The sequence below is a fragment of the Rhizobium sp. AAP116 genome (assembly GCF_001295785.1).
In the GTDB taxonomy this organism is placed as follows: domain Bacteria; phylum Pseudomonadota; class Alphaproteobacteria; order Rhizobiales; family Rhizobiaceae; genus Allorhizobium.
Genome location: NZ_LJIB01000012.1, coordinates 82,314 through 98,387, shown reverse-complemented (window position 1 = coordinate 98,387; position 16,074 = coordinate 82,314). Strand labels below are relative to the sequence as shown.

10 protein-coding genes and 4 pseudogenes are annotated in these 16,074 nt (G+C 61.4%); 11 read left to right on the top strand and 3 right to left on the bottom strand.

Annotated elements, in window-relative coordinates; all coding sequences use genetic code 11:
- Positions 1 to 217 precede the first annotated feature (217 nt).
- Positions 218 to 403, bottom strand: a pseudogene (locus IP85_RS21940) (transposase); the annotation flags it as partial.
- Positions 404 to 788: 385 nt separating this feature from the next.
- Here IP85_RS21940 and IP85_RS10245 point away from each other — a divergent pair.
- Both IP85_RS10245 and IP85_RS10240 read left to right on the top strand, forming a co-directional pair.
- Positions 789 to 1,760: an NAD(P)H-binding protein gene (locus IP85_RS10245; RefSeq protein WP_054149589.1), complete on the top strand. Its 972-nt coding sequence runs from the start codon at positions 789 to 791 to the stop codon at positions 1,758 to 1,760.
- Between the two features lie 136 nt (positions 1,761 to 1,896).
- Positions 1,897 to 2,820 (top strand): alpha/beta hydrolase, encoded by a 924-nt coding sequence (locus tag IP85_RS10240; protein WP_082347646.1) that lies wholly within the window; start codon positions 1,897 to 1,899, stop codon positions 2,818 to 2,820.
- A gap of 173 nt (positions 2,821 to 2,993) precedes the next feature.
- On the opposite strand, the pseudogene IP85_RS10235 reads toward IP85_RS10240, so the two are convergent.
- Positions 2,994 to 3,272 (bottom strand): annotated as a pseudogene (locus IP85_RS10235) (recombinase family protein); the annotation flags it as partial.
- A 304-nt stretch (positions 3,273 to 3,576) separates the two neighbouring features.
- Between IP85_RS10235 and IP85_RS21935 the strand changes: the two are divergent.
- The 3 genes and pseudogenes from IP85_RS21935 to IP85_RS10225 form a co-directional block, all read left to right on the top strand.
- Positions 3,577 to 4,290: pseudogene (locus IP85_RS21935) on the top strand (BID domain-containing protein); the annotation flags it as partial.
- A 5-nt stretch (positions 4,291 to 4,295) separates the two neighbouring features.
- Positions 4,296 to 4,915, top strand: a pseudogene (locus IP85_RS10230) (ABC transporter ATP-binding protein); the annotation flags it as partial.
- A gap of 100 nt (positions 4,916 to 5,015) precedes the next feature.
- Positions 5,016 to 5,774 carry an ABC transporter ATP-binding protein gene (locus IP85_RS10225; protein WP_054149581.1) on the top strand — a complete coding sequence of 253 codons (759 nt, stop codon included), beginning with the start codon at positions 5,016 to 5,018 and terminating at the stop codon, positions 5,772 to 5,774.
- 125 nt (positions 5,775 to 5,899) lie between these two features.
- On the opposite strand, the gene IP85_RS10220 is transcribed toward IP85_RS10225, so the two are convergent.
- A complete protein-coding gene (locus tag IP85_RS10220) occupies positions 5,900 to 6,334 on the bottom strand; it encodes an Lrp/AsnC family transcriptional regulator (protein WP_054149580.1) in 435 nt (144 codons plus the stop codon).
- 126 nt (positions 6,335 to 6,460) lie between these two features.
- Between IP85_RS10220 and IP85_RS10215 the strand changes: the two genes are divergently transcribed.
- The 6 genes from IP85_RS10215 to IP85_RS10190 all read left to right on the top strand — a co-directional run bounded on the left by IP85_RS10215 (position 6,461) and on the right by IP85_RS10190 (position 16,016).
- Positions 6,461 to 9,511, top strand: a complete 3,051-nt coding sequence (locus tag IP85_RS10215) for an aminotransferase class III-fold pyridoxal phosphate-dependent enzyme (protein WP_054149579.1) — start codon at positions 6,461 to 6,463, stop codon at positions 9,509 to 9,511.
- Positions 9,512 to 9,608: 97 nt separating this feature from the next.
- On the top strand, positions 9,609 to 10,616 hold the full coding sequence (locus tag IP85_RS10210; protein ID WP_054149578.1) for an amino acid ABC transporter substrate-binding protein: 1,008 nt from the start codon (positions 9,609 to 9,611) through the stop codon (positions 10,614 to 10,616).
- A 363-nt stretch (positions 10,617 to 10,979) separates the two neighbouring features.
- Positions 10,980 to 11,414, top strand: coding sequence for an IclR family transcriptional regulator C-terminal domain-containing protein (locus IP85_RS10205; RefSeq protein WP_197278005.1), 435 nt, complete (start codon positions 10,980 to 10,982; stop codon positions 11,412 to 11,414).
- 1,088 nt (positions 11,415 to 12,502) lie between these two features.
- Entirely contained in the window at positions 12,503 to 13,675 is a 1,173-nt protein-coding gene (locus IP85_RS10200; protein ID WP_245280849.1) for an ROK family transcriptional regulator, read from the top strand.
- Positions 13,672 to 14,928 (top strand): M20/M25/M40 family metallo-hydrolase, encoded by a 1,257-nt coding sequence (locus IP85_RS10195; protein WP_054149575.1) that lies wholly within the window; start codon positions 13,672 to 13,674, stop codon positions 14,926 to 14,928. Before IP85_RS10200 ends, IP85_RS10195 begins: the two co-directional genes overlap by 4 nt.
- A gap of 26 nt (positions 14,929 to 14,954) precedes the next feature.
- Positions 14,955 to 16,016 carry a substrate-binding domain-containing protein gene (locus IP85_RS10190; protein WP_054149574.1) on the top strand — a complete coding sequence of 354 codons (1,062 nt, stop codon included), beginning with the start codon at positions 14,955 to 14,957 and terminating at the stop codon, positions 16,014 to 16,016.
- Positions 16,017 to 16,074: the final 58 nt, after the last annotated feature.

Sequence of the window (16,074 nt, the reverse complement as noted above, 5' to 3'; positions counted from 1 at the left end):
AGCCCGGTAGCTCGTCAGGCTCATAACCTGAAGGCCGCAGGTTCAAATCCTGCCCCCGCAACCAAAATCTCGAAAAAAAACGCCATATACTGCAAAGCTCCTCGCAAAACACGAGGAGCTTTTGGCGTTTGATCGAGAAGACATCGAGCAGGTGACTTGTGACCTGAGATCCAATTTCCCTCCAGTTTCAGGAGAATCTTGGGCTTACAATCTGGCCTCATGCGGCGTGGTTTTCCATAGCCATTTTTATTGCGAATTCGCTGGGGGTGATATCGCCGAACGACGAGTGCGGTCTGTTTGTGTTGTAATGCTCCTTCCATGCGGTGAGGTCGGCGCGGGCTTGAGCAAGCGACGAGAACAGGGTCCCGTTGAGGCACTCGTCGCGGAAGCTGGCGTTGAAGCTTCGAGGAAGCCGTCTGCATCGGCTTGGAACAGGTACACCTGCCGACTGCCTGAAGGGCCCGTCTTGTTGATCTCCTGACATCCTACTCTTGCGCCCTTTAATCTCGCGGCGGGCATGCCGACTAGCCGGCGACGATCAGGCGTTTTGTGGTGCTTGGAAATCAGCAAAGGTCGTTGCAAAACAAGAGTTGCGGTTTCGTCGGGTCGTTGTTCGCTTTTGGAAGACCGGCAATTACTTCGCGGGCTTTCGTGAGAAGCGCGCCTAAAACAGGGCTTGGCTGTATACTGCGCATACTGCAGCCTTAAGTGATGGGGATACTGTGACGGGCACTGGTACTTCGGTGATGCCGGGCCGTTCCGGCCTGCAAGCCTCCAAGCGTGTCTGCCTGCTGGGCGCCACCGGTACGATCGGTCGGGCGACATCTGCGGCACTTGTGCGGCGGGGATATGAGGTGGTCTGTTTGGTCCGGCCGCCCGCTGGTTCCAGTGGAGCGAGGGTGCCAACGACACTCTCTCGAGTAATGGAGGGTGCATCTGTCCGGTTCGTAGATGTTTCCGATCCCGTATCACTGGATCGCGACGGGTTTTCCGGCTCCAGATTCGATGCTGTGATCTCGTGCATGGCCTCGCGCACCGGCGCGCCGAAAGATGCCTGGGCCATCGACCACCGCGCGCAGCTGAACGTTCTGGAAGCGGCACAGCGTGCAGGCGTTGATCACTTCGTCCTTTTGTCTGCAATCTGCGTACAAAAGCCGCTCCTCGCCTTTCAACAGGCCAAGCTGGCGTTTGAGGCAGCCCTGCTGGCATCCGGTCTTCGCTATTCCATCGTGCGCCCGACCGCTTTCTTTAAATCCTTGTCCGGCCAGATCGAACGCGTCCGCAATGGTCGCCCCTTTCTGATCTTCGGAGACGGCACACTGACCTCCTGCAAGCCCATCAGCGATGGCGATCTGGGCGGCTATCTTGTCGACTGCCTGGAAGACGCACGCCTCTGGAACTGCATCTCGCCGATCGGCGGGCCGGGTGAGGCGATCACACCACGCCAGCAGGGCGAAAATCTCTTTGAACTCCTCGGGCGCCAGCCGAGGTTCCAATCGGTTCCAATCGCCTTGCTCGACGGCATTATCGGTGGCCTCGCAACCCTTGGCCTGATTGCACCGTCCCTGCGCGAGAAGGCGGAACTGGCACGGATCGGCCGCTACTACGCAACCGAATCCATGCTTGTGCTCGATCCGCAGACAGGGCGGTACGATGCGGATGCCACGCCCTCGACGGGGACCGAGACTTTAATCGACTTCTACCGCTCTGTCGTGGCCGGCGGTGTCTTGCCTGAGAGGGGAGACCACGCCGTCTTTTAGGTTTCTGTGAGGCCTGAAGGATTAGCGGTCTGAGAACGCAGGGTTCCATTGCCACTTAGTGCCTGGCCGGCGGTGGGTTGGGGCGATCTTAAGGCATGATGGGGGGCAGGACATGGCCAGAAGAGGGAAGATTATGATGACGATATTTGCCTGGGTGGCCGGGTTCACTGTCCTTGGGATCATCGCCATGGCGGTCTGGCTTTATGAACCCGACAAACAGCGTGCCGCGTTGGAAGAAATCTATGCAGGCGAATATCGCATTATCGACGGAGTTCGTCTGCGGCTGCGCGATACCGGCCCGTCGGACGGCCAGGCCGTTGTCATGCTCCACGGTTTTGGCGCCAGCCTGGATACCTGGGAGGATTGGGCAAAGGCCTTGTCGACACGTTACCGGGTTATTCGCTTCGACTTGCCGGGATTTGGGCTGACCGGGCCAGATCCGACGGGCGACTACACCGACGCTCGCAGCATGAAGATCCTGGGCGACCTGATGGACCAGCTGGATGTGGCCCGCGCCAGCCTGATCGGCAATTCCCTGGGCGGACGCATTGCCTGGAACTTTGCCGCCATGCATCCGGATCGGGTGATCAATCTCATCCTGATCTCTCCCGATGGTTTCGCCAGTCCGGGCTTTGACTATGACAAGCAATCAGAGACGTCGCTGATCATGCGCGCTCTGCCCTACACGGCACCGCGCAGCATGTTGAAGGCTAATCTGGCTGCGGCATACGGAAACCCGGACGTCCTGAGCGAGGCAAGCGTCACCCGCTACCACGACATGATGCTGGCACCTGGTGTGCGTCCAGCAATCCTCGCACGCATGAGCCAGGTGATCCTGCGCGAACCCGGTCCAACGCTCGCCCGCATACAGGCCCCAACGCTGCTTCTCTGGGGTGAGAAAGACGGCATGATCCCGATCAGCAATGCGGATGATTATCTGCAAGACCTGCCAAATGCCACGCTGGTGCGCCTACCGGGACTCGGTCATTTGCCCTTTGCGGAAGATCCGGTTCAGTCGCTTCTCCCGTTGGAGCGCTTCCTGTCAGGCAAGGCGCCATAGGGCCTCCATTAAGGCAGGGGTACAAACTCTGGATGACGTAGGGACACAACCCCACAATTTGGCCGTTTCAAGGACGCTTCACATCTGTGGTCGGCGGGTGGTTTCAGTGATCGAGCAGAGAAGCTGGGGTATTTGAACCGTTTGCAGGCCGCCGAGCTGGTGTCGATCGGCTATTCCGTCGCCTTCAGCGTTACCCCTTTTTGCTTGAGCAGCCGTACGATTTCCTGCAGATCCCCAACTGACCGCGCAAGCCGATCGACCCGCGTCACGACCAGGTTGTCGCCGTCGCGCATGAATTCCAGAAGCGTGTTAAGCTCCTTCCTATCGTGCTTGGTCGATCCGGATTTCTTTTCCTCCTGGATGACCGTGCACCCCGCCGCTTTCAGAGCCGCCTCTTGAATCGCCAGATACTGATCGATGGTGCTGACCCGCGCATACCCGTAAATCGCCATGAAGCGTCTCATTAGCTTCTAGACCTTCTTTGGGTAGCGTCTCATAACTGCAGAATCAAACCAAATGATACACTGATTTACGTCTCACGGAGATTGTCTCAGCAGGTATACCCCAAACGAAGCTGTGGCTTCATTTTGCGGAGGGTTCGGTCGCTGACCACCGATGCGCGTAGAATAGAGGGGACAGAGACGTGCCCAATCGAAAAGCTGCGTGATACGTGCACGGTGCGAGAGAGAATGTGTTGCGAAGCTTATAAACTTAGTGTCATCTCTTCATGAGATGAAGCCCGTTAATTGGTGGGGGGATTACCACCTGACCTATGTCGCGATGACGCGCCAAAGGGAGGATCTGTATCTCTATTTCGGGTGCCGCTCCTTCGAGATGAGTGGTGGGCTGACGAAGATCCTGTCGCGGCAAAACGCGAAGGAGACAACCCTCGACTACGAGCGCGGCACGCTCTACCGCGACGCGCTTCACTTTGCCGAAAACCGAGGCCTACACATCGTTCACGTGGCGCGAACGCTGCTGCGAGACCGCCTCGACTGGACGCTGCGCCAGAAGAAAAAGCTCACGGATCTCGCCAACCGCCTTCGCGCGCTCGGTGAAGGGCTCGGCTTGCGGCAACCCCCGCTAGCCCAATCAGCCAAGGAGTCGGAACCCATGGTCGCCGGCGTAACCCGGTTCGAGAATTCCGCCGCAGATACGGTCAGCGAGAGGCTCGACGCTGATCCGGCCTTGAAGAAGCAATGGGAGGAGGTTTCGACCCGGTTCCGCTATGTGTTCGCCGATCCCGAAACCGCCTTCCGGGCGATGAACTTTGACGCCGTGCTGGCGGATAAGGACATGGCGCGGCAGTTACTTGAGAAGCCTAAGACCGAACCGGCATCGATCGGGCCACTGAAGGATAAGACCGGCATTCTTGCCAGCGAAACGGAGCGCGACGCGCGACGCGTCGCCGAGGTCAATGTGCCCGCCCTGAAGCGTGACCTCGAACGCTATCTGCAGATGCGAGAGAGCGTTACCTGCGCATCGGCTTTGCCGGCGAGGGCGGCCGCGTGCTGGAGGCGGTCAAGGGCGTCGCCTTCCGCGTCGGCCGGGAAAAACTCGGCATCGTCGGGGAGAGCGGTTCGGCAAGAGCCTGTCCAGCCAGGCGCTGATGGGCGTTCTGCCCCCTCGCGCGCGGGTTTCGGCCGATGCCATGTCCTTTGCCGGCATCGATCTTCTCTCGCTTCGCCGGCGATTGCGCGGCGGCCGCATGGCCATGATCCTGCAGGACCCGAAATTCTCGCTGAACCCGGTCTTGCGTGTCGGCCAGCAGATCGCCGAGGTGATCCGGCTCGGCGACTGCACGATGCCCCGCGCCGCCGTGCGTCGGAATGTTCTGGAGGTGCTGGAGGCGGTGCATATCCGTTCTCCTGAGCACGTCTTCGATCTCTATCCGCACCAGCTTTCCGGCGACATGGGCCAGCGCGTGATGATCGTCATGATGGTGGTGTGCGAGCCGGAGCTGCTGATCGCCGACGAGCCGACCTCCGCCCTCGACGTCGCCCTGCAGGCGCAGGTTCTGGAGATCATGGACGAACTGGTGCGCAGGCGTGGCATGGGGCTCATCCTCATCAGCCACGATCTCAACCTCGCCTCGCGCTTACGCACGGGTTGCTGGCCTGCCTTCCCGCCATTGACGGGCCGCTGACGCCGCAGCCGACCTTTGTGCGCGAAGCGAGCTGGAGCGAGGCCGGCATATGATCCGCATCGAAAACCTCACCGTGTGCTTCGGCAGCGCCATCGCCGTCCGCTACCTCAGTCTCTCGGTGGCGCCGGGCGAGAGTTTTGGCCTCGTCGGCGAAAGCGGCTCGGGACAATCCACCGTGCTGCGCACCCTCATGGGCCTTAACCGCGGCTGGACGGGCACAGTCAGCCTCCGCGGCATCGGCCTGCGCAAGGGGCGGCGAGCGGAGCTGGTCCGCCTTGCGCAGATGGTGTTCCAAAACCCTTATGCCTCGCTCCACCCGCGCTATACGATCGGCCAGGCCATCGCTGAGCCGATGCGCATCAACCGCCTGCCGGATCCCGACGGCCGCACGGTCGAACTGCTAGAGATGATCGGTCTGACGGCGGCGCACCGCTTCCGCTTGACGCACGAGCTTTCCGGCGGCCAGCGCCAGCGTGTGGCGATTGCCCGCGCGCTTTCGCTGTCGCCGCGCCTCCTCCTGCTCGATGAGCCCACTTCGGCGCTCGATGTTTCCGTACAGGCCAAAATCCTCAACCTGCTCAATCGGTTGCGACGGGAACTGGACCTTACCTTCGTTATCGTCAGCCACGATCTCGCGGTAATTTCCTATATGTGCGACCGGCTGATGGTGATGCAGAACGCCTCGTCCGTGGAAACACTGACCGGCGAACAGTTGCGCGCCGGGGACATGCAAGCCGACTATACCCGTACGCTCTTCCTGGCGAGCCATCGTCGATTGAAGGTCGCTCAACTGGGCGATGAGTTCTGAACCCCAAGCTCAAGCGCCGGACGCTGGAGTTTCTGAGCCGTGATCACGATGACTTGCTGGTTCCGCGCCTCGATCGTCTCACAGCCATCAGCACTAGCGGATGGCACTCAAACGTATAGCCTATTTTAGCTCCGTTCTATCTCTCGCCGTAGTACAATCAAGCTCGTCAAGTCATCTACACGATCCATCGCTGAGACTTCGTTCCGCAGTTCGTTCAGTGCGTTGATGGATCCGACCTCAACCTCCACGACGAGGTCGAGCTGGCCGCTGACCGAAGACACCTTGCGCACGGCCGCGTAGCCGGCTAGCCGGTCCAGCACGCCGAGCGAGGGCGTGCGCTTCAGCGTCACCAGCAGGAAGGCCTGGATCTGGCCGTCGTCGAGCTGGCCGATATCGGCGCGGTAGCCCCGAATTATACCCGCCTTTTCCAGTCGCGTGACGCGCTCCGTCGTCGCACTGCGGGACAGCCCTATGCGACCGGCAAGCGACTTCATGGGGATGCGCGCTTCCTTGGTGAGGATGCTGAGGATCATCCGGTCGATGCTGTCCGTGCCCTGCATAATGCTCCTCTCCGCCACGCCGACAAGATGACGGTTATTGCATACACAGTGCTGGCGCAACCGGCATAATGCCGGGTGCGCCAAAGGGCCGTCCATGCAAATCTTCGTATCGAGAAGAGGATTGCCATGAACGACATACTGAAGACGACCCCGGATTTTTCCCTCGACGCCGCAGCCGGCCTGCTCAAGGAGCATTATGGTCTTGCCGGCAAGCTCTCGCCGCTCGCGAGCGAGCGCGACCAGAATTTCAAGGTGGAATCGGCCGAGGGGACCTTCATCCTGAAGATCGTCAATGCCGCCGAGCCGGCGGTGGAGAGCGATTTCCAGACAGCACTCCTCGCCCATATCGGCACCCACGCCGGCGATCTGCCGGTGCCGCATATCCGCCCGACGCTGTCAGGCGAAAGCTTGGCCTTCATCACCAGCACTCACGGCGCCGCGCACCGCCTCCGCCTCGTCAGCTGGGTCGAGGGCGTGCCGCTCGCCGAGACGGGCCGCAGCGAAGCCGCGCTCGAATCCCTCGGCCGCATGCTCGGTCGCTTAGACGCCGCCCTGAAGGGCTTCATGCATCCCGGCGCGTTGCGCGATCTCGACTGGGACATCCGCACTGCCGCCCGCTCGGCGGGCCGCCTTTCGCATGTAGCAAATGCCGAAGACCGCGCCCTTGTCGAACGCTTCCTCAAGCGCTTCGCCACCGTCGCGCCGCGCCTTTCGACGTTGCGGGCCGCCGTCATCCACAATGACGCCAACGATTGGAACGTGCTGGTCGATGCCGCCAACCACGACCGCATCTCCGGCCTGATCGATTTCGGCGATGCGCTGCACACGCCCGTTATCGCGGAAATGGCGATCGCCGCCGCCTATGCCGGTCTCGATCATGCCGACCCGATCGGCGCCACCGCCGCCATCATCAGGGGCTTCCACGCCGAGTATCCGCTGCTTGAAGAGGAAGTCGATCTCCTCTTCGACCTCATCTCGATGCGCCTCGTCACATCGGTGGCCATCTCCGCCTCGCGCCGTGTCCACGCCGAGGACAATCCGTATCTCACGATCAGCGAGCGCCCGGCGTGGACGCTGCTGCGCAAGCTCGACCGCATGAACCCGCGCTTCGCCACCGCCATCCTGCGCAAGGCCTGCGGCTTCGAGGCCGTGCCCGGCGCCCGCGCGGTCATCGACTGGATCGAGACGAACCGCAAGTCGCTCGCGCCCCTCCTCGAAAAGCCCGCGGCGACCTATCCCGCCGCGCTCGTGCCCTATGCGGACCCCGCCCATCCGATGACGATCGCCTCCGCCGCCGAGCGGCCGGACGAGGCGCAAGCGATCTGGGAAGCCTATTGCCGCGAGACCGGCGTCGAGCTCGGCATTGGCCCCTTCGCCGAGGAACGTACCGTCTATGCCGGCGAGATGTTCGTCTCCCGCTTCATCGAAGGCGCGCGCCGCACGCACCATCTCGGCTTCGATCTCTTCCAGGCCGCCGGCACTAGGGTCTTCACGCCGCTTGCCGCGACCGTCGTCAGCGTCGAGGTCGAGAGGGATCCACTCGGTTATGGCTGCCTGATCGCACTGCGCCACGAGCCCGAGGGCTGCCCGCCCTTCCTCTCGCTGTGGGGCCATCTCGCCCATGAAGCCGTCAACCGCCTGAAGGCCGGCGACCTGTTGGAAGCTGGCGCGCTGGTCGGCGAAATGGGCGCGCCGAAGGAAAACGGCGGTTGGGCGCCTCATCTCCACCTGCAGATCTCCACCGACACTACGCTCTCGGCCACCGAAATCCTTGGCGTCGGCGAGCCGCGCTATCTCGACGTCTGGACGGAACTCTTCCCCGATGCCCGCACCTTCGCCGGCATCGCGAAGGAATTGTTCAAACGCCAGGGCCGCTCGCATGAGGAGATCGTCAAGATGCGGCGCGATCTGCTCCTGCCGAACCTCTCGATCTCCTACGACAAGCCAATCAAGTTCGTGCGCGGCGAAGGCGTCTGGCTGATCGATGACAGCGGCCGGGCCTATCTCGACTGCTTCAACAATGTCTGCCACATCGGCCATGCCCATCCGGCCGTAGTGGAGGCGATGGCCAGGCAGGCGGCGACGCTCAACACCAACACGCGCTACCTGCACGATAACATTGTCGCCTATGCCGAGCGACTCACGGCGACGCTGCCGAAGGAGCTGACGGTCGCCGGCTTCGTCAACAGCGGCTCGGAAGCCAACAGCCTGGCGTTGCGCATGATGCGCGCCCATACCGGCCGCGAAAACGCCATCACGCTCGACTGGTCCTATCACGGCACGACGCAGGAGCTGATCGACATCAGCCCCTACAAGTTCCGCCGCAAGGGCGGCAAGGGCCCCAAGCCGCATGTCCATATCGCTGCCGTGCCGGACAGTTATCGTGCTCCGTCGGACTGGCCGATCGAGGAGCACGGCAAGCGCTTTGCCGAAAGCGTCGCCGAACAAATCGCCGTCATGAAGGCCAAGGGCGAGGGGCCGGGCTTCTTTCTCGCCGAATCCATCCCGAGCGTCGCGGGCCAGGTCTTCCTGCCGGAGGGTTATCTCAAAGAGGTTTACCGGCTGGTGCGCGAGGCGGGCGGCGTCTGCATCGCCGATGAGGTTCAGGTCGGCTTCGGCCGCGTCGGGAGCCATTGGTGGGCTTTCGAAACGCAGGGCGTCGTGCCCGACATCGTCACCATGGGCAAGCCGATCGGCGACGGCCATCCGCTCGCCGCCGTCGTCACGACCCGCGAAGTCACCGACAGCTTCAACAACGGCATGGAATATTTCAATACCTTCGGCGGCAACCCGGTCTCCTGCGCCGTCGGCCTTGCCGTGCTCGATGTCATCGAGGGCCAGGACCTGCGCGGCAATGCGCTTGCCGTCGGCAATTACCTGATGGACGCCTTCCGCGACATGCAGAAGCGCTACCAGGCAATCGGTGACGTGCGCGGCCTCGGCCTCTTCATCGGCATCGAGCTTGTCACGGACCGCAAGACCAAGGCGCCCGCCACCGAATTCGCCCGCGCCGTATCCAACGGTGCGCGCTGCCGCGGCGTCTTGATGGGCACCGAAGGGCCGCATGACAACGTGCTGAAGATGCGCCCGCCGATGATCTTCTCCAGGCGCGACGCCGATCATCTGATAGCCGTGCTTGAGGAAACCTTCGCCGGCGTAGAGAAGACGCTCGGCTAACGCCCAGACATCATTCTTTCAAAACCTGTCAGCTGGGGCGCTTTCCCCCGGCCGGGAAGACGCATGCCAAAAAGGATCAATCAAGGAGGAGAACACCATGAAGACTACAATACTGGCCCTCGCGGCCGCAGCCTTTGCCGCCGGCACGGCCTATGCCAGCACGGTCGATGTCATCAAGGAGCGCGGCGAGGTGCGCTGCGGCGTCAGCCAGGGCGTGCTCGGCTTTTCCGGGCCGGACAAGAACGGCGTCTGGGGCGGTTTCGACGTCGATTTCTGCCGGGCGGTCGCTGCGGTCACACTCGGTAACCCGGACAAGGTGGCCTATGTGCCGCTTTCCACAAAGGACCGCTTCACGGCGCTGCAATCGGGTGAAGTTGACCTTCTCTCGCGCCAGACGACCTGGACGCTCTCGCGCGACACCGATCTCGGCATGAGCTTCGTCGGCGTCAACTACTATGACGGCCAGGCCTTCATGGTGAACAAGGAGGTCGGCGTGAAGAGCGTCAAGGAGCTCTCCGGCGCCTCCGTCTGCACGGAAACCGGCACGACGACCGAGCAGAACATGGCCGACTATTTCAGCGCCAACAAGATGGAGTACGAGGTCATCGCCTTCGAAAAGCCGGACCAGACGATCCAGGCCTTCAACACCGGCCGATGCGACGTCTATTCGACGGATGCTTCCGCGCTCTACGCCCAGCGCCTGACGCTCAACGATCCCGACCGTTTCGTGGTGCTGCCCGAGGTCATCTCCAAGGAGCCGCTCGGCCCGGCCGTGCGCCAGGGCGACGACCAGTGGTTCAAGATCGTACGCTGGACGCTGTTTGCGCTGATCGAAGCCGAGGAAATGGGCATCACCAAGGAGAATGCGGCTTCCCTCGCCGAGAGCGGCACCATCGCGCAGAAGCGTTTCCTCGGCATCGAGAGCGAGGCCGGCAAGACGTTGGGGCTTGGTTCGAAATGGGCCTATCAGGCGATTTCTGCCGTCGGCAATTACGGCGAAATCTTCGAACGCCACCTCGGCAAGGACAGCCTGCTCAAGATTGATCGCGGCCTCAATCGCCTGTGGAATGACGGCGGCCTGATGTACGCCCCGCCCGCTCGCTGACGTAGACTGGGCAGCTACCGCGGGATGTTTACCGCGGTAGCTGGCTATGTCTCGCAGGCAACCTTGCAGGTTCAAAATTACCTTTTGGATATTCCGACCCGACAGCCGTCGAAGACACGAGTGGGCTAGGGAATGATTGTGAGGGAGTGGCCCCGCTGAGGCAGCGCATCGACTACGCCATGCGCGCCACCGGTCTGAGTCATCGCAATGAGCCTTGTCTCCTCCGCGGAAGGCGATCCAGCTCGCCTCACGAGCAGATTCGAAATAATTTAGGCCTATCGAGAACTTAGCTCAATTGAGATGCGCCGGCTTTGTGAGGAAACGGGCGAAACGGTGCAACTGTGTTCGCGCGACGAAGGTATGATGACTGTGATTGCAATGGTGGAAGGCGAAGGGCACTTCCGCGTGACGTCGGACGTGGGGACTCGGGTCCCGCTGAACTGGACAGCATCGGGCCGCCTTCTGCTTGGGCATCTGGAAGAAGGCGAGCGTATCGCAGCTTTTGCAAGGTCGGCGCGGTCATCACCAACGGGTAGAGCTGAAACCGATCCGCTGGTTCTTGCCCGGCAGTCGTCAGAGGACTTTCAGCGCAGACTTGCCATCCAGATGGGGCAATCCGAATATGCGGTTGCTTGCATAGCCGCTCCTATCCGCGATGAGCAAGGAGCTTGCGCCGCGACCATCTCGATTGTCTTGGCGGATAGTCAAGCTGATGCTCGTGCGGATGAACTCGCGACAGCGGTCAAGAATGCTGCGCGTCGCATTGAACTTTCGATTGGCTTTGACCAACCGTCTTGAGCCTGCCGCCAATGATGTGACATCGCCCCCACAGTCTTTAAGAAGGCCGTGGTCACGGCCCGGATGTGACTCCGGGCATTTAGCCTGTCTGACGCCGAGCGGGTTGACAGATGCCGTGCCACGAATTCTCGCCGGATTCTCACCCAATCTTCAGATTGAGTGACGCCTTACGGGCCGTCCGAGAGGTCCAGAAAGAGCTTCACCAACGCCGCGTTGATGAAGTAGTCACTCTCGCCCGAGCAACGGTTGTGGCGGAAGTCTCAGCCACGGCTTCGAGCATATAGATGACCGAAGCCGCCCAGTCCCCTGTGTCCCGAACGGCCTGAAGGTGCCGATAATAGTCGGCCTTGTCGCGGGTGATGAAGCGCGGCAAGTACAGCACTTGGAAAGCCGTCCAGACGGTATTTCTTAACTCTCATCAGGTGTGGGCAGATATTGCGGGAAGGGGTTCTGTGGTGACCAGCAGCATGGGGGGCTTTGAGCAAACCATCTTGGCAGTGCGAGGGAAGACATGTTTTGCAACGGCCCCCGATCATTCCGGTCGCCAGTGCCATCCCTTCGACCAACAATCACCTAAGCCTGTTCGGTTTCAATCGTGCAACCCGCGTCAGTCCGGGCCGTGTTGGCTGCCTTCAGCGTACTGAAGTCCAAATCACCCAAGGCGGCCTTAAGATCACCACCTCACCCTTGCTATCTCGCGTCCCGGACTCTCGGACGGTCGCGTGATGCGCGACGAAAACGACTATCCAGGCATGGACGCCGAAAGGTACCGCATCACCTGCTTTAGAGGTGTCGGCAAGGCAACAGCAGAGTACTGCGAAAAGGGAATGTCCTCGGTCATCGTCGCATCCACTATATTGAGTGGACCGACGCAACCGTACCGACCGCTGTGACGAATTCCCGTTTTGAAAGGAAGGGATTCCCCTAAAGGCCCGGCGGAGACGCCCGCCGGTGCATTGGTGCCTTCGGATCAGATTCTGCTTGACTAAATCACAGCGCCATAGTTAGTTCGTCAATAGAACGAATTAATAAGGTGCTAAATGGAACCCGCCCAGTCCCACTCGTTTTCCCGGCAGGTTTCGCTTTGCATGACGATGCAGTCGATCATCCATTGCGGACCAATCTCGCGCGCTTCGATCTCGAAACAGACCGGGCTTTCAAAGCAAACGGTCTCGGAACTCGTGCGCATCCTCGAAGAGGAAGGCTGGGTCAGCGAAACGGGCCGGACTTCTGGCCACGTCGGTCGTACGGCCACGACCTATGAACTGATCCCAGACAGTGCTTTCATGGCTGCCGTCGATCTGGGTGGCACAAAACTTCGTGTGGCCATCGTTGATCTGGCCGGTTCTATCGTCGCAGAAGTTGTCGCTCCGACCCATCCCGATGGTGGCCGGGCCGTTGCGGTCCAAATAGGTGAGCTGGTCGAGGCCGCGGTCATGCAAGGCAATGTCGACCGGACGCGGGTTCGGCAGACGGTTGTCGGTTGTCCGGGTGTCCCGGATCAGGCCACTGGATATGTGCGCTTCGCGCCAAACATTGCAGGAATCGATAGTTTTGATTTCCGGGGTGCCGTGTCTAAGGAAACCGGCACGCAAGTCATGCTGGAGAATGACGTCAACCTTGCCGTTCTGGGCGAGCAATGGCTTGGGGCAGGGCGCGGGATCGACCATCTCGCTTTCATTGCCCTGGGAACCGGCATTGGTGCAGGCCTGATCGTGAATGGTAACTTGTTGCGTGGGGCGTCCGGCGCAGCAGGGGAACTTGGCTATTTGCCCTTTGGCGCCGATCCGTTCGAGGCCGAGTCACTGCGGGTTGGTGCTTTTGAACGAGTGACAGCCACTCAGAGTATCCGTTCGGCTTATCAGTCGGCGACTGGGCGCGCCATCGAAGTGCCAGCGATATTCTCAGCTGCCGCAGAAGGCGATGCAGCAGCACAGGTTGTCCTTGACGGCGTAGCCCGGCAGCTTGCCCGCGCGGTGGCCACACTAGGCGCTGTGATCGCGCCCGAGGTCGTTATCCTTGGTGGCTCGATTGGCGCGCGCCCGGAGATCATCGCGGCGACCGAAGCCGAGCTGGCGCGCTGTTTTCCCTTCCCAATCCGTGTCGTTCCAAGCCTGCTTGGCAACCACGCTGCTCTCAGCGGTGCCGTGGCGATCGGCCTTACCGAACTGCATACGGCGCTCTTTGCTCAGTCCGCCCCGGGTGCAGTCGTAACGCTCCCGGCGCCTAAGCCTGGCTTGATCCCGAGGGCAGCAGAATGACCGGCCGCGACACCTTGATCACCCGACTGCGCGCCCGTCTGGACACGGCCGCAGCGACCGATCTGCTGGCACGGGCAGTGCAAGCGGCCTCGGTCACCGGTGACGAGGCCAACATGGTTGCGATGCTGCGGCCCGAGATGGAGCGCCTTCGCCTTTCACCACGTGTCGAGGAATTCCTCGCGGGCCGCCCCAACATAAGCGGGCGACGACCCGGCGCAGGAACAGGTCCGGACCTGCTGTTCATTGGGCATACCGATGTGGTCCACCCTCGCGACTGGAGGGATTATTGGGCTGGTCACGCCCAGCAAGACCCGTTTGGTGCGGCAGTCGTCGATGGCGAACTTTGGGGGCGTGGTGCTGCCGATCTTAAAGCAGGCATATGCACTGCGCTGGCCGCGTTGGACTTGATTGACCGGTCGGGCATCCGTCTCGCAGGCAGCGTCTCATATGCTTTCGTCGGCGACGAAGAGAGCGGCGAGACTGGAACGGGCATCAGCGCGGGCGTGCGGCAATGGGCCAATTCCGTCACCTCTGGCAAACTTCCCCGCCCTGACCTTGCTGTCTATGTCGAGCCGACACGATTGCAGGTGCTGCCTACGCAGATAGGGTTTTACATCGCGGACGTGAAGCTAACCGGACAAGCGGCCTACTTTGGTCGCCCCGATCTTGGCCGGGACGCATTGCGGGCCGCGCACAGAGTTTTGCAGGCGATTTGGGATCATTCCGACCAGCTTTCAACAGCCCGCGAGCATCCGCTACTGGGTCGGGCCTTCACATTGGTTACAGGGCTTGAGGCCGGCGGCCTGATCGCAGTACCTGGCGAATGCCGTTTCTCTATGATCGGCAAGCTGCTGCCGGGTGACAGCCTTGATCGCGCGACCGCCGAACTCGAAGCGGTGATCCGCGCAGCGACCCCGGCGGATATCGGCATCGAGATCGTCTTTCCAGCTGGGCGTGACCATCCACGCGGCGGATCGCCTGCCGGCATTGCGGTTGATCATGACTTGGTCAGGACCTTGTCCAACTGCATTGCATCTGTCCGCCCGGATCGCGGCGGCATCGAAGGGGCACCGTTCTGGTCGGAAATGCCCTTCCTCACACAGACGATCGGCATCCCGGCTGTCTACTGCGCGCCCGGTGACATCTCGATCTGCCACACAAACTTCGAGCGGGTGCCGCTGAAGGACTACCACGACGGCATTCTGGCCTTCGCGGCTTTCATCGCCACCACTTGCGGAATCCTGCCCGAGTGATCGGGCCAACATCAGGGAGAACGACCGTGAAAATTGCGACGAGGAAACTTCTGGCATCGCTTTCGGTGCTCACGCTGCTGGCACTTCCCGCCAGCGCGCAGACCGTTGGGCCATCGGGCGAGGCAGCTACGCCCGCGTCCGAAATCACCTTGGACGAAGCGCAGGCGGCTGAACTTAAAGTCAAAGGTCTCAAGGCGGCCCTGCTCTGGCACGACCAGGCCGACTTCGTGAACGCGGTAACGGCAGGTGCGACTGATGAGTTCACCCGCCTGGGGATCGAAGTTGTCGCTACCACCTCGGCTGGGTTTGATAGCGCCAAGCAGTTGGCCGATGTCGAAACCACGATGGCACTGAAACCGAATATCATTCTGTCGCTGCCTTTGGATCCGGTGGCTTCAGCTGCAGCGTTCAAGAAGGCCAGCGAAGCCGGCATAAAGCTGGTGTTCCTGTCGAACCTGCCTGCTAACTACAAACACCCCACGGATTATGGCGCCATTGTAACAGATGATCTGTTCCAGATGGGCAAACAGGCGGCAGATGTTCTGGCGACTTCGATGGGTGGCAAGGGCAAGGTCGGTTGGATTTTCCATGACGCTGCCTATTACGTCACCAACCAACGCGACAACGCCTTCAAGACCACGATCCAGAATGACTACCCCGACATGCAGATTGTGGCCGAAGCCGGGATCAGCGACCCGGCACGCGCCGAAGAAATCGCCAATGCGATGCTGCTGCAAAACCCTGATCTTGGTGGCATCTACGTCACTTGGGCGGGCCCGGCCGAAGGTGTGCTGGCAGCTCTTCGCGCGACTAGCAACACCACAACCAAGATCGTGACGCTGGACCTGTCGGAACCCATCGCGCTTGACATGGTCAAAGGTGGCAACGTGGCCGGGATCGTCGCTGACGAGGCTTACGAGCTGGGTCGTGCCATGGCGGCCGTTGGTGCCCGCGCCGTCTTGGGGGTCGAAAACCCGCCCTTCATCGTCGCCCCCGCATTGACCGTCACCAAGGATAACGTCGTCGAGGGCTGGCGGAAGTCCCTGCACAAAGACGCGCCGCAGTCAGTGCTCGACGCCTTGAAGTGATGCGACCTGCTGCGCCCGGTCGTCGCCTGGCGCAGCACCACTTTTCGCCCTTCTCTCT

What these genes read in the sequence shown, in the direction of transcription:
- IP85_RS10240 (WP_082347646.1), top strand. Translation starts at nt 1,897, where the DNA reads ATGACGATATTTGCCTGGGTGGCCGGGTTCACTGTCCTTGGGATCATC.
- IP85_RS10225 (WP_054149581.1), top strand. Translation starts at nt 5,016, where the DNA reads ATGATCCGCATCGAAAACCTCACCGTGTGCTTCGGCAGCGCCATCGCC.
- IP85_RS10220 (WP_054149580.1), bottom strand. Translation starts at nt 6,334, where the DNA reads ATGCAGGGCACGGACAGCATCGACCGGATGATCCTCAGCATCCTCACC.
- IP85_RS10215 (WP_054149579.1), top strand. Translation starts at nt 6,461, where the DNA reads ATGAACGACATACTGAAGACGACCCCGGATTTTTCCCTCGACGCCGCA.
- IP85_RS10210 (WP_054149578.1), top strand. Translation starts at nt 9,609, where the DNA reads ATGAAGACTACAATACTGGCCCTCGCGGCCGCAGCCTTTGCCGCCGGC.
- IP85_RS10205 (WP_197278005.1), top strand. Translation starts at nt 10,980, where the DNA reads ATGACTGTGATTGCAATGGTGGAAGGCGAAGGGCACTTCCGCGTGACG.
- IP85_RS10200 (WP_245280849.1), top strand. Translation starts at nt 12,503, where the DNA reads ATGACGATGCAGTCGATCATCCATTGCGGACCAATCTCGCGCGCTTCG.
- IP85_RS10195 (WP_054149575.1), top strand. Translation starts at nt 13,672, where the DNA reads ATGACCGGCCGCGACACCTTGATCACCCGACTGCGCGCCCGTCTGGAC.